The 26,479-nt window shown below is 37.6% G+C and carries 23 protein-coding genes and 3 pseudogenes; 21 read left to right on the top strand and 5 right to left on the bottom strand.

The window, feature by feature from the left end:
• Positions 1–60 precede the first annotated feature (60 nt).
• The 8 genes and pseudogenes from BAOM_RS12500 to BAOM_RS24415 all read left to right on the top strand — a co-directional run bounded on the left by BAOM_RS12500 (position 61) and on the right by BAOM_RS24415 (position 8,932).
• Entirely contained in the window at positions 61–843 is a 783-nt protein-coding gene (locus BAOM_RS12500; RefSeq protein ID WP_306821254.1) for an enoyl-CoA hydratase/isomerase family protein, read from the top strand.
• 165 nt (positions 844–1,008) lie between these two features.
• The gene (locus BAOM_RS12495) at positions 1,009–1,425 is read left to right on the top strand and encodes a MaoC family dehydratase (protein WP_127760541.1); all 417 of its coding nucleotides are present in this window, start codon (positions 1,009–1,011) and stop codon (positions 1,423–1,425) included.
• A gap of 302 nt (positions 1,426–1,727) precedes the next feature.
• Positions 1,728–3,806, top strand: coding sequence for a (Fe-S)-binding protein (locus BAOM_RS12490; protein ID WP_127760540.1), 2,079 nt, complete (start codon positions 1,728–1,730; stop codon positions 3,804–3,806).
• 465 nt (positions 3,807–4,271) lie between these two features.
• Positions 4,272–5,239 (top strand): annotated as a pseudogene (locus BAOM_RS12485) (NAD(P)-dependent alcohol dehydrogenase).
• 280 nt (positions 5,240–5,519) lie between these two features.
• Positions 5,520–7,517 carry a serine hydrolase domain-containing protein gene (locus BAOM_RS12480; RefSeq protein WP_127760539.1) on the top strand — a complete coding sequence of 666 codons (1,998 nt, stop codon included), beginning with the start codon at positions 5,520–5,522 and terminating at the stop codon, positions 7,515–7,517.
• 231 nt (positions 7,518–7,748) lie between these two features.
• Positions 7,749–8,183, top strand: a complete 435-nt coding sequence (locus tag BAOM_RS12475) for a hypothetical protein (RefSeq protein WP_127760538.1) — start codon at positions 7,749–7,751, stop codon at positions 8,181–8,183.
• Complete coding sequence (locus tag BAOM_RS12470) at positions 8,180–8,392, top strand: hypothetical protein (RefSeq protein ID WP_127760537.1); 213 nt, start codon at positions 8,180–8,182, stop codon at positions 8,390–8,392. The genes BAOM_RS12475 and BAOM_RS12470 overlap by 4 nt, the downstream gene beginning before the upstream one ends.
• 369 nt (positions 8,393–8,761) lie before the next feature.
• Positions 8,762–8,932, top strand: coding sequence for a hypothetical protein (locus BAOM_RS24415; RefSeq protein WP_164853214.1), 171 nt, complete (start codon positions 8,762–8,764; stop codon positions 8,930–8,932).
• A gap of 61 nt (positions 8,933–8,993) precedes the next feature.
• On the opposite strand, the gene BAOM_RS12465 is transcribed toward BAOM_RS24415, so the two are convergent.
• The gene (locus BAOM_RS12465) at positions 8,994–9,410 is read right to left on the bottom strand and encodes a MerR family transcriptional regulator (protein WP_127762557.1); all 417 of its coding nucleotides are present in this window, start codon (positions 9,408–9,410) and stop codon (positions 8,994–8,996) included.
• 390 nt (positions 9,411–9,800) lie between these two features.
• On the opposite strand from BAOM_RS12465, the gene BAOM_RS12460 reads away from it, so the two are divergent.
• Positions 9,801–10,841, top strand: a complete 1,041-nt coding sequence (locus BAOM_RS12460; RefSeq protein ID WP_127760536.1) for an NAD(P)-dependent alcohol dehydrogenase — start codon at positions 9,801–9,803, stop codon at positions 10,839–10,841.
• 144 nt (positions 10,842–10,985) lie between these two features.
• On the opposite strand, the gene BAOM_RS12455 is transcribed toward BAOM_RS12460, so the two are convergent.
• On the bottom strand, positions 10,986–11,594 hold the full coding sequence (locus BAOM_RS12455; protein ID WP_127760535.1) for a LysE/ArgO family amino acid transporter: 609 nt from the start codon (positions 11,592–11,594) through the stop codon (positions 10,986–10,988).
• A gap of 428 nt (positions 11,595–12,022) precedes the next feature.
• Between BAOM_RS12455 and BAOM_RS12450 the strand changes: the two genes are divergently transcribed.
• The 10 genes and pseudogenes from BAOM_RS12450 to BAOM_RS12410 all read left to right on the top strand — a co-directional run bounded on the left by BAOM_RS12450 (position 12,023) and on the right by BAOM_RS12410 (position 21,050).
• The gene (locus BAOM_RS12450) at positions 12,023–12,286 is read left to right on the top strand and encodes a hypothetical protein (RefSeq protein ID WP_127760534.1); all 264 of its coding nucleotides are present in this window, start codon (positions 12,023–12,025) and stop codon (positions 12,284–12,286) included.
• Positions 12,287–12,520: 234 nt separating this feature from the next.
• Positions 12,521–13,711 (top strand): annotated as a pseudogene (locus tag BAOM_RS12445) (flavin monoamine oxidase family protein); the annotation flags it as partial.
• Positions 13,693–13,899 carry an FAD-dependent oxidoreductase gene (locus tag BAOM_RS25535; protein ID WP_373995296.1) on the top strand — a complete coding sequence of 69 codons (207 nt, stop codon included), beginning with the start codon at positions 13,693–13,695 and terminating at the stop codon, positions 13,897–13,899. The pseudogene BAOM_RS12445 and the gene BAOM_RS25535, both read left to right, overlap by 19 nt.
• Before the next feature lie 71 nt (positions 13,900–13,970).
• Complete coding sequence (locus tag BAOM_RS12440; protein WP_127760532.1) at positions 13,971–14,369, top strand: nuclear transport factor 2 family protein; 399 nt, start codon at positions 13,971–13,973, stop codon at positions 14,367–14,369.
• A 212-nt stretch (positions 14,370–14,581) separates the two neighbouring features.
• Positions 14,582–15,535: a cation diffusion facilitator family transporter gene (locus BAOM_RS12435; protein ID WP_127760531.1), complete on the top strand. Its 954-nt coding sequence runs from the start codon at positions 14,582–14,584 to the stop codon at positions 15,533–15,535.
• An 80-nt stretch (positions 15,536–15,615) separates the two neighbouring features.
• Complete coding sequence (locus BAOM_RS12430) at positions 15,616–16,167, top strand: thioredoxin family protein (RefSeq protein ID WP_127760530.1); 552 nt, start codon at positions 15,616–15,618, stop codon at positions 16,165–16,167.
• A 253-nt stretch (positions 16,168–16,420) separates the two neighbouring features.
• Positions 16,421–17,623: a glycosyltransferase family 4 protein gene (locus tag BAOM_RS12425; RefSeq protein ID WP_164853212.1), complete on the top strand. Its 1,203-nt coding sequence runs from the start codon at positions 16,421–16,423 to the stop codon at positions 17,621–17,623.
• 21 nt (positions 17,624–17,644) lie between these two features.
• The gene (locus BAOM_RS12420) at positions 17,645–18,961 is read left to right on the top strand and encodes a glycosyltransferase (protein WP_252282408.1); all 1,317 of its coding nucleotides are present in this window, start codon (positions 17,645–17,647) and stop codon (positions 18,959–18,961) included.
• Positions 18,962–19,002: 41 nt separating this feature from the next.
• Positions 19,003–20,304, top strand: a complete 1,302-nt coding sequence (locus BAOM_RS12415) for a nucleotide sugar dehydrogenase (protein WP_127760528.1) — start codon at positions 19,003–19,005, stop codon at positions 20,302–20,304.
• Between the two features lie 122 nt (positions 20,305–20,426).
• The gene (locus tag BAOM_RS12410; RefSeq protein ID WP_127760527.1) at positions 20,427–21,050 is read left to right on the top strand and encodes an NUDIX hydrolase; all 624 of its coding nucleotides are present in this window, start codon (positions 20,427–20,429) and stop codon (positions 21,048–21,050) included.
• Between the two features lie 135 nt (positions 21,051–21,185).
• On the opposite strand, the pseudogene BAOM_RS12405 reads toward BAOM_RS12410, so the two are convergent.
• From BAOM_RS12405 to BAOM_RS12395, 3 genes and pseudogenes are all read right to left on the bottom strand, one after another.
• Positions 21,186–22,269, bottom strand: a pseudogene (locus tag BAOM_RS12405) (lactonase family protein).
• A gap of 53 nt (positions 22,270–22,322) precedes the next feature.
• Positions 22,323–24,071 (bottom strand): adenine deaminase, encoded by a 1,749-nt coding sequence (ade, locus tag BAOM_RS12400; RefSeq protein WP_127760526.1) that lies wholly within the window; start codon positions 24,069–24,071, stop codon positions 22,323–22,325.
• A gap of 113 nt (positions 24,072–24,184) precedes the next feature.
• A complete protein-coding gene (locus BAOM_RS12395; RefSeq protein ID WP_127760525.1) occupies positions 24,185–24,652 on the bottom strand; it encodes a nucleoside deaminase in 468 nt (155 codons plus the stop codon).
• Between the two features lie 194 nt (positions 24,653–24,846).
• Here BAOM_RS12395 and BAOM_RS12390 point away from each other — a divergent pair, with 194 nt between their 5' ends.
• Positions 24,847–25,749, top strand: coding sequence for an AEC family transporter (locus tag BAOM_RS12390; protein ID WP_127762556.1), 903 nt, complete (start codon positions 24,847–24,849; stop codon positions 25,747–25,749).
• Between the two features lie 137 nt (positions 25,750–25,886).
• Complete coding sequence (locus BAOM_RS12385) at positions 25,887–26,297, top strand: hypothetical protein (RefSeq protein ID WP_252282406.1); 411 nt, start codon at positions 25,887–25,889, stop codon at positions 26,295–26,297.
• Positions 26,298–26,479 lie beyond the last annotated feature (182 nt).

Below are 26,479 nucleotides of genomic sequence, written 5' to 3'. Positions count from 1 at the left end.
TTCAAAAGAAGATTATTTCCGTCCAATTACATCGGAAATATCAATAATGAGGAGGAATTCATGATGGTCTATCAAAATCTATTGCTTGAAAAGGAAAATCAAATTGGCATTATTAAAATTAATCGTCCTGAAGTAAGAAACGCCCTGAATAATCAAACGGTTACGGAAATCTTATCTGCATTGGAAGAGTTAGAGAATGATAAGGAAATAGGAGTTATTGTTTTTACCGGAGTTGGTGATAAGGCGTTTGCAGCGGGAGCTGATATTAACCAGCTTACGACTAGGAAATCAATCGATGCATTCAATAATGGAAGTATGACCGAAGTGTATCGCCGCATTGAAAATAGTAAAAAAGCAACCATTGCCGCCATTAATGGGTTTGCTCTTGGCGGTGGAAGCGAATTGGCAATGAGCTGTGATATTCGGATGGCATCTGATAATGCAAAATTCGGTTTACCTGAGTTGAATTTATCGGTTATCCCGGGTGCTGGCGGGACGCAGCGATTAACGAGAATCATCGGTAAGGGTCGAGCGATGAATATGATTTTAACAGGGGAATTCATTTCCGCGGGTGAGGCGAAAGCGATTGGTTTAGTGTCAGACGTGGTTCCATTAGAGGAATTGATGGATGCTGTCTGTGAAAAGGCTGAACGAATATTGGCAAAAGGACCGCTTGCTGTTCAAATGGCTAAGCTTGTTGTTAATCGAGGTTTTGAGGTTGATATGGATACTGGATTACTGATTGAAACCTTAGCCCAAGCCTTTTTGTATGGAACAGAAGACAAGGTAGAAGGAACGAAAGCTTTTCTTGAAAAAAGACAGGCATCGTTTTCAGGGAGCTAAATGGAGAAACGGATTTTATTCACTTAATTTTCTTTGTCAGAAGACGAGCCTCAGATGAGTCAAATGTGAAAGCGTTGTAGGATTTGCTGGCTTCTTTTGTACAAAAATAGGGCTGAAAAGATTGCGATATATAACTCTGATAAAAATAAAAGGAGATGTTTATTAATGATAAAAGAACTAACGTACAACGATATTCAAGTAGGGGATATGGAATTTTTCACTAAGACTATTACAGATTCTGATATAACTCAATTTGCTGGGCTGACTGGCGATATTAACCCGATTCACCTTGATGAGGAGTTTGCTAAGGAAACACCTTTTAAAGAAAGAATTGCCCACGGCTTTTTAACAGGTAGTTTTATTTCTACAGTTATTGGAACGAAGCTACCTGGAGTGAATTCTATCTATTTGTCCCAAAACTTAAAGTTTACTGCTCCCGTTAAAATTGGGGATACGATTAAGGCAACTGTTGAGGTAATGGAAAAAAGGGATGATAAGAAAATTATTAAGTTGAAAACGCAAGTATTGAATCAGCACCAGAAGATGGTGGTAGATGGAGAAGCAGTCGTTATGAAACTATAGAAAGTAAGGAGAAATAGGATAGGGATTCCCTCAAGTAATCGGTAAACATGAAATAGAAACGGCAGAGAGGGAATATTTCATTCAATAGTTCAATCACAGGACAACATAATTGTTTTACGTTAGCAAGTATCCAAGATTGGATACATATATCCAATGAAAATGGACAGATGCAAATGAATATCTACGTGATTATACGGAGGAATTCAAGAAAACCATGATTGGCACAGGAATTTAATAGTGCAATGGGAGGAATTCACTTCCTCCTATTTACTTCAAAAGTTTGTCATTGGAGGGACAAAAGAATGTTATCATTGTTGAATTTACTTGTTTTCCTAGCTGTGGCTGGATATGCAGCATATTTGTTTGTCAATCTTGTATATACCCGTTATTTATTTATCAAGCTTGGCAAAAAAGCTGAGTTTGAACCAAACCTTAAAGAACGAATCAATCTGATATTAATCAATGGTTTTGGTCAGTCCAAATTATTTAAAGACAAGAAAAGCGGTTTGATGCATCTAGTATTATTTTATACCTTTTTTATCATTCAAATAGGACTCATAGAACTTATCATAAAAGGATTTATTAAAGGCTATGAATTTCCTTTTGGTGAGGGGCATAAATATTTCAGTCTTCTGCAGGAGTGGGCTACATTCCTTATGCTGTTAGCTGTCGTATATGGATTTTACCGCCGTTATGGGGAAAAGTTAAAGCGATTGCAATGGAAGCGTGATGGTAAAGCTGCTTTTGTCTATATCGCTTTATGTACGCTAACCTTATCCATCTTGCTTACATTAGGATTCGAAGTAATTATGTTAGATCATGAACCGAATCTGGCCTATGCCCCATTTTCTGGTGCTATTGCGTTATTATTTGCTGGCATTGGATCAACCGCAGGAACTGTGTTGTTCTACGTATTTTGGTGGGTTCATATGTTAACGGTCTTCACATTTCTGGTGTTTGTCCCACAATCCAAGCAATTTCATGAGTTATTTGCCATGGTCAATATCTTTTTTAAGAAAAGCGGACCTGTTGGGAAGTTAAGGAAGATTGATTTTGAGGATGAGACGGCTGAAGAATTTGGTGTCGGGAAAATTGAAAATTTTACTCAGCATCAGCTGATTGATCTGTATGCATGTGCAGAATGTGGACGATGCACGAATATGTGCCCCGCTTCAGGAACGGGAAAAACGTTATCTCCAATGGATCTGATTGTGAAGATGAGGAATCACTTGACAGAAAAAGGAGCAGCGGTTACTTCTAGAGAACCGTGGATGCCGGCTTTTGCTTTTAAAAGCACAAAAGGGAATCAATTAGCTTTAGCTGAGGCTGGGTTTCAGGAAGTAGCAGCAGCGAGCGAAGGTGTGAGTTTAATTGGAGATGTCATTACAGAAGAAGAGATTTGGGCATGTACGACATGTCGTAACTGTGAAGATCAATGCCCGGTGATGAATGAGCATGTAGATAAAATTATCGATCTACGCCGTTATCTTGTCTTAACAGAAGGAAAAATGAATCCTGATGCTCAGCGTGCAATTACAAATATCGAACGGCAGGGAAATCCGTGGGGACTTAATCGAAAAGAACGTGGAGATTGGCGTGAAGGACGCGAGGATATTCATGTTCCAACTGTTAAAGAAATGGAGAAGTCCGGAGAAGAGTTTGAATATTTATTCTTTGTCGGCTCCATGGGTTCCTATGATAACCGTAGTCAAAAGATTGCCCAGTCATTTGCCCGTATCATGAATGTGGCAGGCATTTCATTTGCTATTCTGGGGAATAAAGAGAAAAACTCAGGTGATACACCACGAAGACTCGGAAATGAATTTTTATTCCAGGAATTGGCCAATGCCAATATTGAAACATTCCAAAAGCATAATGTGAAGAAAATCGTAACGATGGATCCACATGCCTATAATACGTTGAAAAATGAGTACCCGGAATTTGGTCTTGAAGCAGAAGTATATCATCATACAGAATTGTTGGATCAGTGGATCAAAGAAGGAAAAATAAAATTCACAAAAGAATTGAATGAGGTCATCACTTACCATGACTCCTGTTATTTAGGGCGCTATAATACAGTCTATGATCCGCCTCGTGAAATCTTAAAAGCGATTCCAGGTGTAAAACTTGTTGAAGCTGGCCGCAACCGCGAAAATGCTATGTGCTGTGGAGCTGGCGGTGGTATGATGTGGACGGAAGAGAATACTGGAACACGGATTAACATTGCAAGAACAGAACAACTTCTTGAGACAAAACCAACAATGATTGGAAGTGGTTGTCCATACTGCTTAACGATGATTAGTGATGGAGTAAAGGCAAAAGAAGTTGAGGGGACAGTAGAAAATTATGACATCGTTGAAATTTTGGAAAAAGCATTGTGATTTATAGAATAATAAACTTAATTAGCAAGAAAAGAACGTAAGAAAATAGATCATGCCAGGGAGTTTCTTGTGTATGATCTATTTTTTTGCTATTAAACTCTCATTCTTGCGAGAATTTTAGGGTTTTGATGTATGTTTAGTTAGCATGGAACTTGCCTTATTAATGAATAATCGAGGCGCTGATAGAGTAGATTTAGAACATTTTTATATCCTCTCAGACTGATATTCTGAGGGGATTTTTTTATTACCGATAGTGCACTATCTACAAAAAGGATAGGGATTTTACGTATGTATAGATTGTAAAAATGAGTAAAGCACTATATTAAAAGATATGTTAAATAATTTTTTAGCGACTCCAGTCTTGAATATCTTTTAATTTTAGGGTCTTTTTTCGTTTCTTTCGTGATATTTATTATTTTAAATGAGATAAATTGATTAATTCAAAGTAAATTAGGAGGGAGAATTATGAAAGCTATTGTTTATAACAAATATGGTCCACCTGATATTCTTAAATTAAAAGAGGTCGAAAAACCTATTCCTAAGGATAATCAAGTATTGGTAAAAGTTCATGCAGCATCGATCAACTACGGTAACCTGGTTCTTTTGAAAGGGGAACCGTTTTTAGCCCGCTTTGCTTTTGGTCTTCTTAAACCAAAATACTCCATACCCGGGGTGATATAGCAGGTCGGGTGGAAGCGGTTGGGACAAACGTTAAGCAGTTTCAACCAGGTGATGAGGTTTTTGGAGACCTATCTGGTTGTGGTTGGGGTGGTTTTGCCGAATATGTATCTGTTCCCGAAAATGCATTAGTACCAAAACCATCTAATATGTCTTTTGAGGAAGCTGCTGCAGTACCTATGGCGGCAGTCACGGCTCTACAGAGTCTACGGGATAAAGGCAAGATTCAAGCTGGGCAAAAGGTTTTGATTTATGGTGCCTCTGGCGGTGTGGGAACTTTCGCAGTACAGATTGCTAAATCATTCGGGGCTGAGGTAACTGGAGTGTGCAGTACGAGAAATGTAAACATTGTGCGATCGATTGGTGCAGATCATGTCATTGATTATATGAAAGAAGATTTTACCAAAAAAGCGGAGCGTTATGACCTGATTCTTGCTGCTAATGGATATCAACCGATTTCAGTGTATAAGCGTGCATTAAGTCCAAAAGGAACTTTTGTTCACGTCGGAGGTTCCGGGGCTCAAATGTTCCAAGTCATGGTTCTGGGGCCTTGGATTTCAATAACCGGGAGAAAGAAAATGGGGAGCTTTTTGCAAAGGCCAAACCAAAAAGATCTGATTTTTATGAAAGAACTTCTTGAGGCTGGTAAAGTAAAACCTGTTATCGATAGAGAATATAAGTTGAGTGAAGTTCCCGAAGCTTTCAAGTATTTTGAAGAAGGACACGCTCAAGGAAAAGTCGTTATCACTGTGTGAAGAGTGAATCCGTGTTTTTTGTTATCATTAGAGACTGTATATGTCACAAAAAGGCAACTAAACCCTTTCGGTTGTTGCCTTTTTACATTTTCTAACTTGTATCTTGTAAACTTTCAAATGAGTAGTTAAAATTTTAGTAGGGTTAATTTGGTTGTTTTTTATATAAATGGATATTAATAGGGTTAATTTTTCGTGAAAACTACTATTCTATTATAAATTGAATTCAATCAAATTTCCTCTGATGTTTTCTATAGTACATGACTAAAAAGGAGGAGTTTGTGTGAGGAGATGGAATAAAGCCTTTCTTTTCATTATTTTGTTAACGTTTATATTTAGTACGTTAATTTTTCCACTGAGCACAAAGGCAAATGTAATCGAAGTTAACAAAGAAGCAAATGTAAACATTGATCGGGATGAATTAGTCAAATTTGTGGATGATTTTTTTAGCAATGAACAGGTGCAAAGAAGTGCTCCTGGCGCAGTGGTAACAGTTGTTCAAGGAGATCAAGTTCTTTTAAACAAAGGCTACGGGTATGCTGATGTTGAGAAAAAAACAGCGGTCAACCCAGATGAAACTCTTTTTCGTGTAGGGTCTGTTACGAAAACCTTTACTGCAATGGCGCTTTTGCAATTAGTGGATCAAGGAAAAGTGGATTTGGAAGAGGATATTCGAACCTATTTCCCGGAAATCAAATTTAAGAATCCGTTTAAAGAACCCGTTCGCGTAAAGCATTTAATTTTGCATAATACCGGCTTTGAGCCTCGTGAGGTAAAAATAGACGACATCCACGGGGATTTTGAAACATATTATCCATTAGAAGATTATGTTAAGGAGAACTTCCCGCCTGTTATTAGAAAGCCGGGTACATCCTACATGTATGACAACTTTGCATCATTACTCCAAGGTTACCTTATTGAAAAAGTTACTGGTAAGCGTTATGAAGACTATATGAAAGAAAATGTATTCTCTATTCTTGAAATGAACCATTCTTATACCGTATTTAGTCCGGATTTACTGAAAAGCTTAGCGACTGGATACGATCCTGTTTCAGGAAAGCCAATGCCTGTTTATAACGTGAAACCTACTAATCTACCAGATGGAGGAATGTTTACGACAGGAGGGGATATGGCGAAGTTTATGATTGCTCAATTAAACAGTGGGACATATAAAGGTAAGTCAGTATTGAGCGAAAAAAACATCCAATTAATGCATAAATATCAACAAATGATTCATCCGAAATTTCCTGATACCACTTTAGGTTTTGAAGCTCCTTATTCTTTAATTAGCAATGAATACGTTGTCAATAAAGGAGGAGATATCCCTGGCTTCAGCTCCGACGTTTGGCTAGTTCCTAACAAGAAAATAGGTGTTTTCCTTTCCGGTAATATGATGGGCGGTCCGAGATTAGAGTTTTATAACGCGTTTATGACTAAATTTTTCCCACAGGAAGGAACAAAATATCAATATTTAAAAACCTCAAAAAAGAAACTCGAAAAGTTTGCAGGGTTCTATAGAGATCTAAGGATTAAGACATTCGTTACAGAAGTGAAATCCGTTGGAAATGGACAAATACAAATAGCTCATTCCGTTTTAGGGAAAAATACTTTCCGACAAATCGAACCGTTAGTGTTTGTTGATAAAAATGGCGAATATCTCATATTCCACGAGACCAAAGGTAAAATAGATTACTTGAAATATGGTGGAGATGTTAGTTACGCTGAGAAGCGTTTTATTAAACCTTTCAAGGATGTTTCAACAAAAGACCCATATAGCAAATATATCCAAACGCTTCAAATTCAAGATGCTCTTGAAGCAAAGAAGGATGGCACATTTGGTGGAAAAGAATCGATTAAAAGGGCTGAATTTTTAACTGTTTTATTAACAGCAACGAATATCCAACTATCGAATAACCCTGTTCGTTTTACAGATATGAAAAATCATAAAGCAAAAGCTGTTGTCCAAACAGCTGTAGAGTATGGGATTGTAACATCTACTTCAAAAACATTTAAGCCAAATGCTACAATAACTCGTCAGGAAGCTGCAAGCTATGTATATCGGGTGCTTGCCTTAAGCGGAGTTCAGCCGATGGATGCAAAATTATCTGGTTCCACTGATAAATGGGCTTTAGACAGTGTTAAAACTATTGTAGCATTGAGGTTATATGGACCTGAAATCAAACCGAAAAAAGATGGTACAGTTAATTATCAATCGAAAAAAATTATGAAAAGACAAGAAGCTGCTGCATTAATTGCCAAAATTATTAATGTAAACTTATAGAGTATCCTGAAACAAAAACTTCATTCATCTGTTATGAAATATGTATTTCAATAAGAATGCGGGTTAAGCATAAGACCTAAATTTTCCTCTTCATTAAAATACAGAATAGCTCTATCTATGTACTTTAATGAAGAGGCTATTAAATGTAGAAGATAAAATCCTTAAAAAATCATGTCTACTCTATTTGATCTAAAAAGAAGCGAATGATTATTTAAAGTGAGGGGCGAAGTAATGAGTATACAGGGAGTTATTTTGGGCCTTACTGTTTTGTTATCTGGAACACATATAGATGTTCAAGAGACCCAACCGATAATGAAATTTGAAGAAATAAATACTCAACAAGTTTCGGTATCTAGCAAGCTGTCTCCGAAACAAGCGAAGGCTGTCATTAGCAAAAAAGCAAAAGCAACGGTTGAGGCTATTAAAAATAAGAATATGAAACAATTAAAAACTATGATTCATCCTGATAAGGGAGTTAGGTTCTCGCCCTATACGTATGTGGACAAAAAATCTGACCTTGTATTTAAGCCTTCTCAAATAGGAAAGCTCCCAACCAGCAAGACCGTTTACACATGGGGGCATATGATGGCTCAGGTAATCCAATCAAGGCGACGTTTAATCAGTACTACCGTAATTTTATTTATGACCGCGATTATAAAAATATGAAAAAAGTCGGGTATAATCAAACGATAGGGAAAGGAAATACGGTTAACAATATTCGTAAGGTGTACCCAAACTCCATCGTGGTTGAATATTACTTTGGAGGCACTAAGAAATACAGTGGTATGGATTGGTCGAGTTTAAAGCTCGTGTATGAGAAAAAAGGCAGTACGTGGTACCTTGTAGGTATTGTTCACGATGAATGGACGATTTAACTATTGGGTAAAAATCCTTCAATACACATGCTTATTATAGTAGTAGGATTGTTAAGATACTCTTTCTTTAGTTGGGGTAATGTGGAATTCTTGATGTGGTGAATGTCGCAGTTTAGTTTAAGTATATTCCTTTACAAAGTTATAGAAAAAGTCGATTATCCCATGAAAAGGAAATCGGCTTTTTTCTTTAATTCGGCTTTAAACAATAACTATTGAAGAATTCGGTTTCATCGAACCATACTTAAACTCCAAATAATTTGCTGATACTGTATTGTTACTTTTAAAAAAAATGAAGCCAATTACCATAATTGACTTATAGTTAAGTCTATATTGTAAAGGTCTTCTGAATTAGCTATAAGGGGGGACTTCATGGTAAACATTGCAGAAAAAGTAATCTTTATTATGGGGGGGACATCAAGTGGAATTGGCGAAGAAACGACTAAGAAACTCGCACAAGAAAGAGCAAAATTAATCATTGTGGCGCGTTGTGAGGATTGCTTGAAAAATCTATTTTTGTTTGTAGTAAATACTAAGAGGTAGTTATTGATACAAATAAAACCACCTGTATTTCATACATTTATGAAATACAGGTGGTTTTCTATTAATTAGTAACGGAAATCTCTATTTTATCTTTTTTATGAATATCTTCCGTTCCAGCATCTAAAGCAGTCTTGTAATATGAACATTTATGTTCGATAAGTTCGATTGTTTTTTTAAGCTCTTCCATCTGTGCTTCCACAAGTGCTTTTCTTTCTATAAACATATCATATCTTTTTTGCAACGTGGAATCCCCGTCAGAACACCAATCAATGAAGTTTTTTATTTCCTTAATGGGCATCCCAGTGGCTTTTAGACATTCAATCACTTTTAAAGCACCGATATCGGATTCTTTAAACAATCGTGTTCCGCTAGGTGTCCGTTCTACAAAAGGCATAAGTCCCTCTTTGTCGTAGTAACGCAAGGTATATACGGTAAGATTCAATTCTTTTGCCACTTCGCTGATAGAATATGTCTTCATCATTCATCTACCTTTCTTAATGATATAGACTTCGAGTTAACTCTATGTTGTAAAGGGATTTTATCACGGCATTTTTTGGATGTCAAAGTCGTCTTATAGGGAAAGTAGAAATCGGCTTTGTGCATTAGGGCTATACTTACTTTTAAAAAAAATGTAGTTAGCTATAGGCTAGATTGCTAGATGGTATGGAACTTGTATGGCTAGGGAGATTTTCAAAAGAAATATAAACTAATTGCTTGACTTAGAGTTAACTATAGGGATTAACATGGTTTTGCAAGAGAAAAAAGTGGAGATAGAAATGAATGAAGGGGAATTATAAATTGAGGTCTTCATTTATACCGGTATAAGCGCATTCTCTTGAAAAATATAAATTAATAGGAGGCTTTTTTTATGATAATTGCTAAAGCACGAGCTGTTGACGGTCCAGACAAACCGTTTCGAGCTGCTGAAATTAAACGACGCGATCTTGATTTGCATGATGTTCTCATTGAAATTAAATATGCAGGAATATGCCATTCTGACATCCATACTGCACATGGAGAATGGGGTCCAGTGAACTATCCACTCGTACCTGGACATGAGATTGCGGGAATTGTCACGGATGTAGGAGCTGAGGTGACAAAGTACAAGGTCGGTGACCGTGTAGGGGTCGGATGTATGGTTGACTCCTGCGGTGAATGCGACAACTGCCGTAAAGGAGAAGAGCAATACTGTCTTAAAGGAAATATCCCTACCTATGCTGGTGTTGACAAATACGGCGAGCCTACTCAAGGTGGTTACTCTACCCACATTGTCGTAACAGAGGACTTCGTAGTCAGAATTCCTGATAGCATTGAGTTTGACGCTGCAGCACCATTACTATGCGCAGGTATTACGACATATTCTCCACTAAATCATTGGGGAGCTGGCCCAGGTAAGAAAGTAGCTGTAGTTGGTATGGGCGGTCTTGGTCATATGGCTGTCCAAATTGCACATGCCATGGGTGCCGAGGTTACGGTTCTGTCACAAACATTGAAGAAGAAGGAAGATGGCTTGCACTTGGGCGCAGACAACTACTATGCCACAAAAGATCCAGAAACATTCGAGAAACTTGTCGGAACCTTTGACTTAATTATTAACACAGTAAGTGCAAAGATTAACCTGGATGCATATTTAGGACTTCTTACTCTTGATGGCACTCTTGTAAACGTCGGTGCTCCTGCAGAACCGTTGTCACTAAACGTGTTTAATTTAATTGGTCATCGCCGTTCATTTGCAGGCTCAATGATTGGGGGCATCCGTGAGACTCAGGAAATGTTGGAGTTCTGTGCAGAACATAATATTGTTCCTAAGATTGAAGTCATTTCAGCTGACCAAATTGACGAAGCTTATGAACGCGTATTAGCTTCAGATGTGAAGTATCGATTCGTGATTGACATCAGTACAATGTAAGTTGCGTAAATGATAGGTTTTAATGGTAATTTTGAGGATGTCCCAAAAGCTTAGCTTTTGGGACATCTTTTTATTTTTACATTTTTAAGCTTTGGAATACAGGTCTTTATCTTACAATCATCCTAATTTACTGATACTTATTTGTCATAGCAGTTGGCTAACAAGATATATGGCTACTGCCCATATAATGAGTGCTGAGACTTTATTAATTATTTTCAAAACTTTCCCTTTTGTATCAAAGTTGCCTACTATCTTCCCGCATACAGCAAGGCCTAGAAACCATAGCCATGAGACGACTATACATGCAGCTGTGAATGCTATTTTTTCTAGACCAGTATAGCTGAGAGAACTTGTTCCAATGACACCGACTGTATCAAGAATGGCATGAGGATTCAGCAAGGATACAGACATGGCAAACATAATCTGTTTCTTAGGCGGCATGGCTGCTTCTTTTTGACTTACATTTGCAGTATCACTATTCCAAATGGACCACCCCATATAAAGAAGAAATACAATTCCAATGGAAAAAATCCCTATCTGTAATGCTGGAACTGTTAGTACAATAATAGATACTCCTAAAACTGCTAATAAAATAAGAAACGTATCGCAAAGTGAAGCGGTAATAATAACCGGAATCGCCCCTCTTAACCTTGGTTGAGAAGCCCCTTGGTTAAAGATAAAGATGTTCTGCGCGCCAAGAGGAAGAATTAATCCAAAGGCTAGTATAATTCCATGAAGTAATGCTGATAACATGATGTCCTCCTATTAATATCAAGAAAAGGCGGTAGTATAGAATAAGCTATGTGAATCATTCATATGCTTTTTCAATCCAGTGATTTTCTCACTGTTTATACGGGTTATGTCTCTGATCTTGATTATCCATCAATAGTAAAAATGATTTTCCTTTTTTAAAGAAAAGGTTGTTTCGGTATCGTCATAATAATATCTTGTCCTTTATATGTAAATAATATTTTTTGAAAATAATAGAATGGTTAATGAGTGTGGGGAGTTATTTTCATTTTTTCTCTGAAGCTTTTAATCGTAGTAACACCCTAGTGATGGCCTCGATATAATTGAATCACCAGATAACTAGAACTACATTTAAAATGAAAAGAAAAATTAGAACTTGCAACATATGATGTATCGAGAGAAAGAAAAGTTAAAAGGGAGGGATAAGACAAATGAATGACTTCTTTGTAGGCACAATCTTATCGAGTGTAGGGTTTCTATTTGTAGGTGCAGTATTATGGTTGTTGATTATCGTTTCAGTCGTTTTGCTTTTATGGGGAGGTCTAAAAAAATCTTGGAAAGGATTTTTCTTTAGCGGACTCGCCATTTTAATTCCAGCCATCATTTTATCTACTCAAAAAGGTTTCTTTATCTTGTTTTTATTTCTGCCATTACTTGCTTTTGTAATTGCTTATCTTATGAAAATTAGAACGTAAATAATAAAGTTTATGTGAGAATAGTTAGGAGTAATTACAAAATAAAGTAACTAATTCTATTTCTAATACAGTAAGAAATTTGAAGCTGATGCCGTTAAATCTAATATTATAACTGATAATGATAAAATTGTTATGACTAATCCTGTTTTTATCAACTACTCCGAAAGCGTGCTACTGACTGCAGGAGAGCGTGTGTCATTAATAATGCATGAAACGTTCAGAATAGGTAAATGAATGATGAAAATGATGTTTCAGCAGAATGTTTTAGGGAGGAATGTTATGAAAGAGGTAGATGTGGTTATTGTGGGTGCCGGGTTTGCGGGGCTTTCTGCTGCATGGGAGCTAACAAAAAGAAAGGTAAATATTGCTGTGATAGAAGCTATGGACCGTGTAGGTGGACGTGTACACAGCTTTCAAACAAAAGATGCTGTAACAGTTGACCTCGGAGCGCAGTGGGTCGGACGCTATCAAAGGCGAATAAGAGCTCTCGCTAAAGAATTTAGCTTGCCTCTTGTAAAAACCTATACTAAAGGTAAAACGACGTACAATTTAAGAGGGACGATACAGAAAATAGAAGGGGAACACCCTCCTCTTTCACCTGAAGGTTTTTCTGACTTGTTCCAGCTCAAAGGCAAAATAGAACGCTTGGTAGCAGAATTACCTGAACAAGACATATGGGATTCATCTTTAGCAAAAGAACTAGACACATACAACCTCGATGCATGGATTCAAACTAATATGTTTACAGAGGAAGGGAGAAACTTTTTTCGTCTATTTGCAGAAGTAATGTGTGTAGAGCTTTCTGAACCTTCAGCATTAGATTTTTTATGGTGCGTAAAAACAAGCGGCGGTTTCCAGCATGTCCTGACAGCGGAAGAGGAGTGGTTTTCAGAAGGTGCGTATACACTTGCGTTGAAGATGGCAGATGCAATGAAAGATTATATATATGTCAGTACGCCAGTAAAAAGAATTGAATACGGCGAAAATGGCGTACTTGTTTTTACTGAAAAACAAGTATGGAAGGCAAAAAAAGTAATTGTCGCTGTTCCGCCAGCTGTTAGCAGTCGCATTGAATATAATCCGCCTCTTCCAGCGGGGCGAAGTATAATAACCGGGAAGATTAACCAATCTTCTGTTATCAAGATGATTCTTATTTATGACAAGCCATTTTGGAGAGAGGAAGGCTTAAACGGACACGCACAGTGCGATAGAGGGCTGATCCGGCTTGTTGCAGATAGTTCGCCAATTGATGGAAGGAAAGGTGTTTTAACGGTGCTCTCTGGAGGAAGATACGCAAAGGAATTGGCTCAACTTGAAAAGCAACACCGAAAGCAAACGGTGTTAAAAGAAATAGGGCTCTTGTTCGGTCCGAAAGCTGAGCAACCAATTGAGTTTTATGAAAAAGATTGGACAGAGGAACCCTGGATTCGAGGGGATATGCGGCTCATTTTCCTCCTGAAATTATTACTTCCTTCGGTGAATGGCTGCATCAATCTATTGGACCGATTCATTGGGCGAGTACGGAAACGGCAGATGAATGGAAATTTTATATGGAAGGCGCGATACAATCAGGAGAACGTGCGGCAAAAGAAGTATTAAATAGGTTTACTTGAATAATACCTTTAAAATGCATTTAATTCTAAAATGTAATAAATCCTAAAAATGAAATGAGGGGCTGATTAAGATGAATACGGAACACCAGTCTAAAACGACACTCAATAATAAAGAGAAAGCAGTGTCGTTTCTACAACTCGTAGCATCGGGGAGAGTTAGTGAAGCATATCAGAGACACATTGGCCCTGGCTTTCGCCATCATAACCCCTTTTTCCCCGAAGATGCTGATTCATTACTGCTAGCGATGGAAGAGAGTGCAGCCCAAAATCCCCACAAGACACTTGAGGTTAAACTTGCTATCGAAGAGAACGAGACCGTTGTAGTTCACTCTCATGTCAAACAGAATCCTAATGACCTTGGTGGGGCTGTTGTTCATATCTTCCGCTTTCAGGATGAACGAATTGTGGAATTGTGGGATATTGGTCAATCTATACCAGAGAACTCTCCAAATAAAAATGGAGTGTTTTAACGTCTTAACATGAACTTGGCTAAAATTAATAATTTGCACGAGATTCAAACGGTAAACTGACCGCTTCCATGGTTAAGGAATGGAATAATTGGCAAAACAAATTCTAAAACCATGCAAGAATAAAAAATAAATTAGCGTAAAAAAAGGTACTCTTTTCCTTTGTTCTGGAGATAATAACTTTCGATAAACCAAACAAGAAGGGACTACCACGGATGAGAGAATTATTTCAGTTGTTGAAAAAGGGGAATAAATCCGCTTTTATTGCAGCTTGTGTGAACACGATTATTGCGATTTTAAAAGGGGTAGCTTTTTCTATTACGGGCAATGTGGCGATGTTTGCTGAAACCTTACATAGTTTAGGCGATGCGGCCAATCAATTGTTTGTATTTATTGGATCTGCGTTAAGTAAGAAGTCGCCAACAGATCGATTTCCTAATGGATTTGGGCGACTAGTCAATCTTGTTTTATTAGGTGCGGTATTAATTGTTGGGATTATGTCGTATGAAACGGTTAAAGAAGGGATTCATCATATTTTGCATCCAGTTGAATCAGAAGGTATTTTAATCAATTTATCAGTATTATCGATTGCTGTTATTTTAGAAATGTATGTACTGTATAAGGCAATGAAAGAAGTGCTGCATGAAACAGGAACGGAAGCAAAGGGCTTGTCGGTTTTATACAAAAGCTTTGGAGCACTGAAGCGTGCAAAACCAGCGACCAAGCTTGTGTTTATGGAAGATGCGGTAGCCACATCAGGTGGTTTATTAGCCATTATTGCGATTTTGTTAGCCAGGTTTACACCATTTGATACAGCGGAGGGGTTTGCTTCTGCCATTATTGGTCTTATGATGTTCTTTGTAGTTGGACGAGTATTTCTGGATAATGCAGCTGGGGCTCTAGGTGAGGCAGATCATGATATGCAGCTGAAAATTGGGCAGATGGTGATGGATGATCCAGATGTGCGTGATATTCAAGAACTGCTGGTCATTAAAGAAGGGGAAGACTTTCACGTTGAATTGGAGATAGAACTCGATGCTTCCATTACGCTTGCGAAAGCGGATGATATTAAAGATCGTTTAAGGTCCGCTATTTTGAATGAAAGAGGCGTAACCCATGTTATTATCGAGTTTGATGAAGATGATAAGTTCCCTCAGTGGCAAGAGTAGCCGAATTGTTTCGTTAGCAAATGAATGCAAGAACCTGTTACGATTAGGGTGTTCGTATATAAAGAAAAGGGAGTGGGCATATGACATTAAATAAATGGTTTGAAAAAGGCCAAACATTTGAACAATATCGTACAAGTATGCAAGTGAATCAAGTTGAAGTAACGGCAGTTTATGAGCAGGTACAATTAAATGACGAAGATCAACGTTTCTTAACGGACCTTCGTGAGCGCAACTGGAGAGGGATTGTACTAACCGCGGATTGGTGTGGAGATGCAGCATTGAACGTGCCGATTATTCAAAGAATGGCTGAAGTAAGTGATATTGAATTGCGCTTCCTTATTCGAGATGAAAACTTGGAATTAATGAATCAATATTTGACGAATGGAACGTCACGTTCAATTCCGATTTTTGTTTTTATTGATCAAGAAGGAAAGGAAGTTCGCGTTTGGGGACCGAGAGCAGATGAGATTCAGCAGCTCGTTACATCGTTAAGAAATGATTTGCCAGCGAGTGATTCACCTGATTTTGAAGAAAAGCAGAAAAATATGTATCGTGAATTTAAACAAACCATTACAACTGATCCGAACATGTGGCGTGCAGTCATTGATAGTGTAAAGGAAAAATTAGCATAATTGTAGGGGAAAGCGTTTGGAGGATACTCTTCCAGGCGTTTTTTTATGATTTTGTAAAAAAATTAAGCTGTATGGTGAGAAAGTTATTGTATTTGATTCAAATATTTCAATTTTATTCCACCTTCACAAATCTTCAATAAAACCTTCATATTGTTAAACATTTCTTTATTCTCCATTAATACGTGCTACATATTCGCTCATTATACTGAAGTTAGATTACAAATACTGGAGGGATAGAGGTGATAGGTTTTATATGAAAAGCATCCTAATGATTGTCCAAAACTTTTATCCTGAAATTGGGAGCGGCGCAAATCGCTTAAAAAATATATATCTGCATTTAAAGAGAAGCGGATATGAAGTGACCGTATTAACGATGAATCCGAGTTACCCTAATCAGAATTTGTATCAAGATGAACAGTTTTGGGATGAAGAGGATATTGAACAGGATGTAATTAGAATTCACCCAGCAAAAATAAAAAAGTACACAAGTAGTATTTGGTTTCGGCTATTTCATTACCTAGAATCGATGTTTTTATTTATTTTGACAATCTTTAAGCTAAAGAAAAAATACGATTATGTATTTATCTCCACACCGCCTATTTTTCCGAGTGTGGCAGGCATGATTGCGAAACGGAAAATGAAGGCGAAACTTATTACCGATGTTCGAGATTTATGGCCGGAGAGTTTATTGGGGGTGGGTGCATTTACTAATAAAGCCGTGTTAAAAGGAGCTTATTGGTTCGAAAAAAAATTATACAAAGCATCTGATCAAATTATTATTAATAGTCCTATTTTCAAAGAGTATATTCAGTCAAAAGGAGTAGAGGCACAGCGAATTCGTTTTATTCCAAACTCTTTAACAAGTGAAGAATTGAATCTTGCTCTCCGTCCTCCGCCATTATCGGAAGAAAAAATAAAGGTGATGTATACCGGGAATATTGGTTTAGCGCAAGATATTTTGAAACTGCTTAGCGTTGCGGAACGTTTAAAGGAATATTCAAACATTGAGTTTGTCATTATCGGATATGGTTTTCGAAAAAATGAAGTGGAAACCGAAATAAAAGCAAGAGGATTGAACAATATTACTTTCACTCAAGCGAAAAGCAGAAAAGCGACTCTTCAGGAATTAGCGGCTGCTCATATTGCCTATGTTAGTTTAGTAGAAAAATCGGTTTTTGATAAAGTATTACCGGGGAAAATTATTGATTATATGTGTGTTGGCAAGCCGATTGTCGCCGATGTTTCAGGCTTTGCAGCAAACTTGATTCGAGGAGCGCGATGCGGGCTTATAGCTGAAAATAGAAGTGTTGAGCAAATTGCAGATCATATCGTGATGCTTGCTCAAAATCGAGGGTTAATGAACCTTTTTGGAAACAATGGCTATCAATATGCTAAACAACATTTTTACTGGAATCATAATATCGAAGGATTGCGCCACATATTAGAAGCTCAGTAAATCATATTCTTGGAGGCTAAGATGTCTAAAAAAGTATGCATGTTTGTTTGGAACCACTTCACAAATGATGCCAGGGTGCTTAGAGAATGCTCGGCATTAACGGAAGTTGGCTATGACGTAGATTTAATTGCGATTCATAATTGGAAAGATGAACAGTTAGCAAAAGAGGAGCAGCATCCAAACGGTTTTCGGATTATCCGAGTTAATAATCGAATGAATTCACTTCTTCGTGTCATTCGTTTCATTAAAAAAGTTAAGAAAAAAAAAATTGAAATGCTGCTTCTGTTTTTAATTACTTTCAATATTTTATTGAATCTTGAAGTGATTACAAATTGGTTTGGAGTAACCATCTATTTTAGTTTGCTTGCTTTAGCAGGAATCTTGATCTTTGCACTAACGAAAACAAAAATTCCAACATTAATGGTTCGAGGTTATATTTTTAGCCAAATGGTGCGGTATGGTCGAAAAAAGAAATATGATTTCTATCACTCGAATGATTTAAACACGCTTATGCAAGGTGTACTCTCAGCTAAGTGGTTTCGCCGTAAAAAGCTCATTTATGATTCTCATGAAGTCCAAACGAGTCGAACGGGATATAACAGTCCTATTTACGGCATCATGGAACGAGTTTTGCTATGGTTCGTTGATGAAATCATTACCGAAAATCATACGCGTGCTAAATATCATGATGATCGTTATGGACATTATCCGAATGTTGTTCATAATTACCCGATTCCAACTAACCCTGAGAAAAGCTCAGCTATTAATTTGGCAGAATTATTGCAAATTGAACAAGATGAACCGATTCTCTTGTATCAAGGGGGCATCCAAACGGGACGAGGGTTAGAGAAGATTGTTGAAGCGGTTCCGATGATGGAAAGAGGTACGGTTGTGTTCATTGGCGATGGTCGGCTAAAGCCAGAGTTAGTCAATATGGTTGCGGAACGAAATCTTGAACATCGTATTAAGTTTATTCCGAAAGTACCGGTGGATGAACTTCTTCATTATACGAAGCATGCTTACCTAGGATTTCAAGTATTAAACAATGTTTGTTTCAATCATTATTCAGCCTCTTCTAATAAGCTGTTTGAATATATGATGAGCGGAGTGCCTGTTATCGCTTGTAGTTTTCCGGAAATTCAGAAAGTTGTAGAAGAGGAGAAAATTGGTGTTTGTGTTGATTCACATGAGCCGGCATCCATTGCTGAAGGTGTCAATTATTTATTGAATCATCCCGAAGTTCGCGAGCGAATGAGTGTAAATTGTTTACATGCTCGTGAAAAATATAATTGGAAAAAAGAAAAAGAAGCCTTCATTGAGATTTACGAATCAGCCTAAAGTAGTAGATTCATATATAAATCATGAGGAGTGGGGAATAGATGAAATTATGTACAATGGGATTAGGATATATTGGATTACCAACTTCAATTATGTTTGCTAAACATGGAGTAGAAGTGGTAGGTGTGGATCTTGTACCAGAAATTATTAATCAATTAAATGATGGTAAAATCCATATTGAGGAACCTGGATTGCAGGAGTTTTTAACAGAAGTTGTTAAAAGCGGAAAGTTTCGTGCTTCAGTAATGCCGGAAGCAGCCGATGTATTCTTAATTGCTGTGCCAACGCCAAATAAAAAGGATGTACATAGATCATGTGATTTAACCCATGTGTTACAAGCGATGAAACAGATTCTCCCGTTTATTCAAAAAGGAAATACAATCATTATTGAATCGACAATTGCTCCAAGAAGCATGGAAGATCAGATTGCTCCTTTATTAGAAAAAGCAGGTTATACGATTGGTGAGGATGTGTATGTCGTTCACTGTCCTGAACGTGTATTACCTGGACAAATTTTCCATGAATTGGTGTATAACAATCGAGTGGTCGGCGGCATTACAGAAGCTTGTACGAATGCAGGTGCTGCTGTATATGAAACCTTTGTTAAAGGAGAAATTATTCGGACGAATGCAAGTACTGCTGAAATGGCCAAGCTGATGGAAAATACGTTTCGTGATGTAAATATTGCTCTTGCGAATGAATTAGCTAAAATTTGTTTTGAGTTAAATATCAATGCACTTGATGTGATTAGAATGGCCAATAAACATCCTCGTGTGAATATTCATCAGCCAGGGCCTGGAGTAGGAGGGCATTGCTTAGCGGTTGATCCACATTTTATTGTCGCTGAGGCCCCTAAGGCAGCCAAAATGATTGGATTAGCTCGTGAAACAAACAGGAGCATGCCGCAGTATATTGTCGATTGTGTTAATATGTTGCTCAGACATCGGCAGTTTCCGAAGGTTGCCATCTTTGGTCTTTCGTATAAAGGAAATGTCGATGATTTACGAGAAAGCCCAGCTATTGAAGTTATTAACTTATTAATGAAACAAAAAAATATCGAGCTGACCTTCCATGATCCTCATGTTCCAGTGAGTAAAATGCCGGTAGTATCAGCGGAAGAGGCGGTGCAAAAGGCTGATCTTATCTTACTCCTAACTGACCATCAAGAATTTAAAGAGATGGATCTGGATATTTTATCTCAACAAATGAACGGGAAAATGATTTTTGATACGCGTAATTGTATTGATCCAGAACGATTTGAACAAATTCAAGTTGTTAATTTAGGCAATGTTCATGAATGTAAAACATCGGAGCTTGTGAAAAAATTATTAAAAGCGTTGTAATGAAATCGAATGTTGAGTAAACCGTAGCTATATAAAGCTGCGGTTTTTTGATTGCATAAAATTTAGACTCGGCACTACAAGCAGTATACAATAGAGGTATAGTAATAAATGAGGTGAGATGAATGGATGCGGGAGAATTGAACAAAAGATTAGCAGAACATAAACCTTCTATATTAGGAAGTGAAACATTTTCTAAATTCGCGGTTCTATTGCCGCTCGTTGAGAAAGAAGATGGACTTCATATTCTTTTTGAAGAGCGAGCTCATACATTGAAGCGTCAGCCGGGAGACATTTGTTTTCCGGGTGGAAGAGTGGATCATGATGACCGTGATGAAAAACAGACAGCAATTCGTGAGACGATGGAGGAACTTGGATTAAACAGGCGTGATATTGGCGACCTTTATCCGTTAGATTATATTGTGACACCATTTGGAACAAAGATAACTCCATTTGCTGGTTATATACATAATCTCGATGATATTCAAGTAAACCAAGCTGAAGTAGCTTCTATTTTTACGGTTCCATTAGCGTTTTTTATTGAACATCCACCTAGGATTTTTCAAGTGAACTATAAGATAGAGCTTGATGAGCAGTTTCCTCTTGATTTAATCATCGGAGGTAAAAACTATGACTGGCAGCCGCGAAAAATGGATGAATATTTTTATCGATATGAAAATCGCGTCATTTGGGGACTGACCGCGAGGATTTTAACGCATTTTTTAGAGGCGTTTTGTCGATTGAAGTGAGGATGAGTATGAAGCTCATCCTCTTTTTCGTGCGTCTACCATGGGCAGCCCTATAGTATGGGGTACAAGTTTTGCATTATTAAGGCAGTAGGCGTGATAAACTTTTATTTTTTCGCCTAAACAACCTTTCAATATCTAACGTTGGGTATAAGAAAGGAACTTCACACATACCGGATAAGGAACGGATACGCTCCCTTGAAGCAGCGTTAATCGTCCTGTTTGCTGGTCGCGTGCAAATAAAGTAAGGTTCCCTGATTCCTCATTTGCAGCAACAAGAAATGCTTCAGACGGATCAAGTGAGAAATCTCGCGGCCAATGTCCTTCTGTTCCGATAAGCTGTAGTAAGGTAAGGTGTCCGGTTTCGCTATCAACAGCAAACACTGCAATGCTATTGTGACCGCGATTAGCTGCGTAAACAAAACGACCGTCAGACGATATAGAAATCGCACTTCCTTGATTGTTGGCGTAGAAATCACTTGGAACAGAGCGAATGCTTTGAATCATCTTAAAACATCCGGTGTTTTTTTTCGAATTGGAGAACGATGACTTCCGGACGAAGCTCGGCCATGACGTAGACGTATTGTTGATTTGGATGAAAAACAAGATGTCTTGGGCCGCTGCCAGGAGCTGTTGCTAACCGATTTACTTCATGAAGTTGATCTTGTTTGACGCGATATGTAAGGATGGAATCGATTCCTAAATCGACAGCAATGATATACTGCTCATCAGGGGAGAATCCAGCATAATGAGTATGCGCTTTTTCTTGTCGCTCTTTGTTTGGACCCGAACCTCTATGTTGAATAGTGGATATAACATGGCTAAGAGCGGCATTTTCCTCAATATGATAGGATTCAATAAGTCCGTCTCCATAGCTTGCTGCAACAAGCATGTTGTTGTTCTTGGTTACACTAATATGGCAATACGATCCATTTTTAGATTCAGATGTATGTAATAAAGTCAGTTCACCGGTATTGTGATGAATGGAAAAGCTTGCAATAGCGCCTTTTCCCTCTACTTTATAGTTGGCATATAAAAATTGGTTGTTATCACTAATAGCTAAATAAGTTGGATCCGTTAATGTCGCAGCTAAGCGAGGTTGACTAATTGTGCTTGTTTTTGGGTCAAGTGTAAATGAATAGATTCCCTTGCTTATTCCTCTTGTGTATGTGCCGAGATAGCCAATGAATGTCAAGGTATTTCCCTCCTTTGTATCTCGTATTATAGCGTCAAAAAGGTGCCCTCAAAAGAGAGGAACACCATAAGCTGATTCTGTTAAGTAGACGATACGGCTTCAATTGGAATATGAGAAAAAGAAGAAGTAAGGAATAGCCCTTGATCAGTTAATTTAATTTCAGGAATGACAGGCAATGCTAAAAATGCAAGTGTTAAAAACGGATTAAATTGTTGACTTGCGTTCAATTTGGTTAGTGCTTGATCTATTTCTGCTAATTTCGTAATTACTTGTTGATAGGGGGAGGTCGACATTAAACCAGCAATCGGTAGTGATAATGAGGCCAATACTTCACCATGCTGAATGACGACTAAACCGCCTTGCATTTCTTTAATCGTTCGAGCAGCTATCGCCATGTCTTCGTTGTTTGTTCCCGCGATGATTAAATTATGGGAATCATGAGCAACCGTTGTCGCAATGGCCCCTGACTTTAATCCGAGGCCTTTCACAATGCCGAGCCCTATATTTTTTGTATGATGATGTCGTTCAATCACAGCTAAAGTTAAGTGATCGATATCGCTTGAATATTGAAATACACCTGTATCGTCAACATTCACTTTTTCGACTAGATGTTTTGTAATAAGACTATTTGGGATAATTTCGATAATATTAGCTAAGTTATTTGCGAAAGAAATAGCAAAGTCCGTTGCTTGTAACTCATGAAAATGAACGGTATTTTTCAATGAATCTTCTATGCCCAATGGTTGTACTTCCGGAAAAGGAATCAGTTCACCCTGTGCACAAACTAGTTCTCCACTTTTATAAACTGAATCAATATTAATGGAAGATAAATCATTGAGTAATAAAAAGTCCGCTTTATATCCAGGAGCAATGGCTCCTTGATTCGCTAATCCAAAACATTGTGCTGTATGAATAGAGGCCATTTTAATTGCATTAATCGGTTCAATCCCGTGTGTAATGGCTAGGCGAACATTATAATCGATGCTTCCTTCATGATGAATATCATCTAGATGACGGTCATCTGTGACAAATAAGCAGCGGTGAATATTGTTTTGGTTGATAGCGGGAAGAAGATTGATTAAGTCTTTGGCAACGGTACCTTCCCGAAGCATTAAATACATACCATTTCGAAGTCGTGCCTGAGCCTCTTTGGCTGTTGTACTTTCGTGATCAGTTGTAATATGAGCACTCCCATACACGTTTAGCTGTTGGTTTGTTAATCCCGCGGCATGACCATCTATTTTTTTATGCAAGGAGTTTGCATCTGCTAATTTTTGTAACATATCAGCATCACAACTTTCGACAGCTGGATAATTCATTACTTCTGCTAATCCAAGTACGCGGGGATGCTGATAAAATGGTAATAAATCTGAGCTGTTTAATGTCGCGCCAGCATGTTCAAAAGAAGTAGCAGGAACGCAAGAGGGGAGCATAAAGTAGAAGTCAAAAGAGAGCTGCTCCGATTGGTCCAGCATATATTGAATGCCCGTTGATCCAGCAACATTAGCAATCTCATGAGGATCAGCGATGACACATGTTACACCGTGCACAAGCAGTGCTTTCGCAAATTCTGAAGGACGAACCATGGAGGATTCGATATGAACATGTCCATCAATGAAGGATGGTGATACATACTTTCCTTCGGCATCGATTTCTTTTTTACCCGTATATGTTCCGATGCCGGCAAAAAAGCCGTCCACAATGGCGATATCTCCTTCAAAGATATTTCCGTTAAACACATCGATAATTTTTCCATTTTTAATGACGCAATCAGCCGCTTCTTTCCCGGAAGCTACGTTAATTCGTTTTTGCAACATACGTTGATCCATCGGTCCATCACTCCTTTGTTACATCATCTTTTTATGAATTAAACTCTGTTATGGTACACGGTTGAGTTTAGCTTATTTGTGTGATCAATAATATTATTTAACAAAGCTTTGAATTAATATTCTACTTTATCGCTGAAAGTTTCCCACGTTCTAAACGGTAAATCATAGTGTGGAGAATCTAGCTTTTTCATTTGTAAGGAGCGTTGATGGATGGGGAGTTCTAGCTCTTCATAGATAAATTGATCATCGAAACCGATTGCAGCAGCATCTTCTTTCGTACAAGCATAATAAACGGCTTTTGGGCGTGCCCAGTATAAAGCACCGATACACATTGGGCAAGGCTCGCAGCTTGTATACACTTCGCAATCGTCTAGTTGGAAGGAATTTAAATTGTTGCATGCATCGCGAATGGCTTGAACTTCAGCATGGGCTGTTGGGTCATTTGTTGTTGTGACATTATTACATCCTTTACCGATAATTTTTCCATCTTTAACAATCACGGCTCCAAAGGGACCGCCGCCTTTTGCTAACACATTGTCTTTCGCTAGTTGAACAGCCATATCCATGAATTTTACATCCATGTTTAACACTCCTTTTCGTTATGAATATTAATGTTAAATTTTGTAACATAACTCATATATACATATTACCATGAAATGGGTTTAATGACATGCTAAGTGTGTATAAAGAGGGGATGTATCCTAGCCTAATTTTACTTTCGTTATAGGAAGTGATAGAGTTGGATATAAATATTTTAGTAGTGAAGGTGAGGAAATTGGAGTTTTTAGGTGTATTATTGCCTATTTTTAGTATATTTGTCCTGGGGTTTATCGGTCAGAAGAAATTTCATTTAGAACCAAAAGCAATCTCAACGGTGTCTGTTTATTTAATGTCACCTTTTCTTGTTTTTCGCACTTTTTATACAACGGAATTTAATACGGATTATTTATTTTTAATTTTCTTTACATTTATTCTTTGTATATCGCTCGTTTTAATTGTCTATATTGTTTCGTTTATTCGCTCGTATTCGCGAACGGAAACGTGCAGCTTGATTTTGGCTTCTGCATTTATGAATAATGGAAATTATGGCACACCGGTTATTTTCTTATTATTTGGTGCTGTTGGTTTAGATTATGCAATTGTCCTGATGGTCGGTCAACAGCTTGTAATGTGTACGATTGGGATTTATTATGCAGCAAAGGGAAGCCCTGAAGGAAATGGAATTCAGTCTGCGCTTCGTGCCGTCAGACGAATGCCGATTGTATATGGTGCAATGGCGGGTTGGCTGTTTCATTTCTTCCATATCCCATTAAGTAAACCGATTATGGAAGCTATTAGTCTTGTGGCGGATGCAGCGATCCCAACCGTAATGCTTGTACTAGGAATGCAGTTAGCGACCATTTCGTTACGAAAAATGAAAGTACGAAGAATTTCGCTTGCTTTGTTCCTTAAATTAGCGATTTCGCCAACAATCGCATTTTTACTAACCCTGATTCTCCCTGTAGATGAAGTCGTTAAACAAATTATGATTATTGTTGCCGCGATGCCATCTGCAGCTAATACGACGATGTACGCCCTGCAATTTGAAACAGAACCCGAGTTTGTTTCTAGCGTAACATTTATTAGTACGGTCTTAAGTTTGGTTACTTTGCCAATTGTTTTCCTTATATTATTATAGATTTTATAAATTTACAGTTATTTCTAAAACTTCAGAAAAGACTTTTTGAGCAGAACGTTATAAAATTTACTTAATTACTTTAGCTATGTTAAATGATCTTGTTGAATCGTTACTATTTTAGATGAGGAGGGGTAGGAGTGCTGCAAACGACAGTTGACTTAGTGAATGTAGAACAAATTGAGGCGATTTTAAAAGAACTTGTGCAAGATTCCTATGAGGAAGTGAAAGAAGAAGGGCTATTATTATGCATGGAATGTGGGGATGTTGATTTGTATATTACAGCATCACATCATGAACTGCTTCAAGATGCAATTCACCGTAACTTTCAGGTTGATGAATATGGGAAAGTAATCAATCGTGAAAAATATCAACAGTTAATGGATGATTTGAACGAATATTTTGTAAAGCTTCATATAGAAAGTGATTACTTTGATTACTATCCAGCAGGTACATATGAAGTAAATGGAGAACAACGTGTATCGGAGACAGATATGTTGGCACCCAAAGGTCATTTTTATGCACCGTTTGAAGATGCTAAATATATATAAGAATGTTCTTTTTCGAAAAGGCTTGGCTTAAATGTCGGTTTTGAAAAAAGTACTAAACATCCTAGTCGGATTTTCAACCTTATCTATTATATGGATAAGGTTTTTGTTTTTTATAAAGGATATTTTGTTTTTTGCAAAGAATAAATTATATAGGTAACAAGTAATAAGACTTATTAACGGGG

The organism is Peribacillus asahii (assembly GCF_004006295.1).
Taxonomy (GTDB): Bacteria; Bacillota; Bacilli; order Bacillales; family DSM-1321; genus Peribacillus; species Peribacillus asahii_A.
Note: the sequence above shows the minus strand (reverse complement) of the source record. Positions and strands in the feature narration are given on the sequence as shown.

What these genes read in the sequence shown, in the direction of transcription:
- BAOM_RS12430 (WP_127760530.1), top strand. Translation starts at nt 15,616, where the DNA reads ATGACATTAAATAAATGGTTTGAAAAAGGCCAAACATTTGAACAATAT.
- BAOM_RS12395 (WP_127760525.1), bottom strand. Translation starts at nt 24,652, where the DNA reads ATGGATGTAAAATTCATGGATATGGCTGTTCAACTAGCGAAAGACAAT.
- BAOM_RS12470 (WP_127760537.1), top strand. Translation starts at nt 8,180, where the DNA reads ATGAAAAAAGTCGGGTATAATCAAACGATAGGGAAAGGAAATACGGTT.
- BAOM_RS12425 (WP_164853212.1), top strand. Translation starts at nt 16,421, where the DNA reads ATGAAAAGCATCCTAATGATTGTCCAAAACTTTTATCCTGAAATTGGG.
- BAOM_RS12475 (WP_127760538.1), top strand. Translation starts at nt 7,749, where the DNA reads ATGAGTATACAGGGAGTTATTTTGGGCCTTACTGTTTTGTTATCTGGA.
- BAOM_RS12460 (WP_127760536.1), top strand. Translation starts at nt 9,801, where the DNA reads ATGATAATTGCTAAAGCACGAGCTGTTGACGGTCCAGACAAACCGTTT.
- BAOM_RS12410 (WP_127760527.1), top strand. Translation starts at nt 20,427, where the DNA reads ATGGATGCGGGAGAATTGAACAAAAGATTAGCAGAACATAAACCTTCT.
- BAOM_RS12455 (WP_127760535.1), bottom strand. Translation starts at nt 11,594, where the DNA reads ATGTTATCAGCATTACTTCATGGAATTATACTAGCCTTTGGATTAATT.
- BAOM_RS12420 (WP_252282408.1), top strand. Translation starts at nt 17,645, where the DNA reads ATGTCTAAAAAAGTATGCATGTTTGTTTGGAACCACTTCACAAATGAT.
- BAOM_RS12465 (WP_127762557.1), bottom strand. Translation starts at nt 9,410, where the DNA reads ATGAAGACATATTCTATCAGCGAAGTGGCAAAAGAATTGAATCTTACC.
- ade (WP_127760526.1), bottom strand. Translation starts at nt 24,071, where the DNA reads ATGGATCAACGTATGTTGCAAAAACGAATTAACGTAGCTTCCGGGAAA.
- BAOM_RS12490 (WP_127760540.1), top strand. Translation starts at nt 1,728, where the DNA reads ATGTTATCATTGTTGAATTTACTTGTTTTCCTAGCTGTGGCTGGATAT.
- BAOM_RS12450 (WP_127760534.1), top strand. Translation starts at nt 12,023, where the DNA reads ATGAATGACTTCTTTGTAGGCACAATCTTATCGAGTGTAGGGTTTCTA.
- BAOM_RS12415 (WP_127760528.1), top strand. Translation starts at nt 19,003, where the DNA reads ATGAAATTATGTACAATGGGATTAGGATATATTGGATTACCAACTTCA.
- BAOM_RS12495 (WP_127760541.1), top strand. Translation starts at nt 1,009, where the DNA reads ATGATAAAAGAACTAACGTACAACGATATTCAAGTAGGGGATATGGAA.
- BAOM_RS12440 (WP_127760532.1), top strand. Translation starts at nt 13,971, where the DNA reads ATGAATACGGAACACCAGTCTAAAACGACACTCAATAATAAAGAGAAA.
- BAOM_RS24415 (WP_164853214.1), top strand. Translation starts at nt 8,762, where the DNA reads ATGGTAAACATTGCAGAAAAAGTAATCTTTATTATGGGGGGGACATCA.
- BAOM_RS12500 (WP_306821254.1), top strand. Translation starts at nt 61, where the DNA reads ATGATGGTCTATCAAAATCTATTGCTTGAAAAGGAAAATCAAATTGGC.
- BAOM_RS12435 (WP_127760531.1), top strand. Translation starts at nt 14,582, where the DNA reads ATGAGAGAATTATTTCAGTTGTTGAAAAAGGGGAATAAATCCGCTTTT.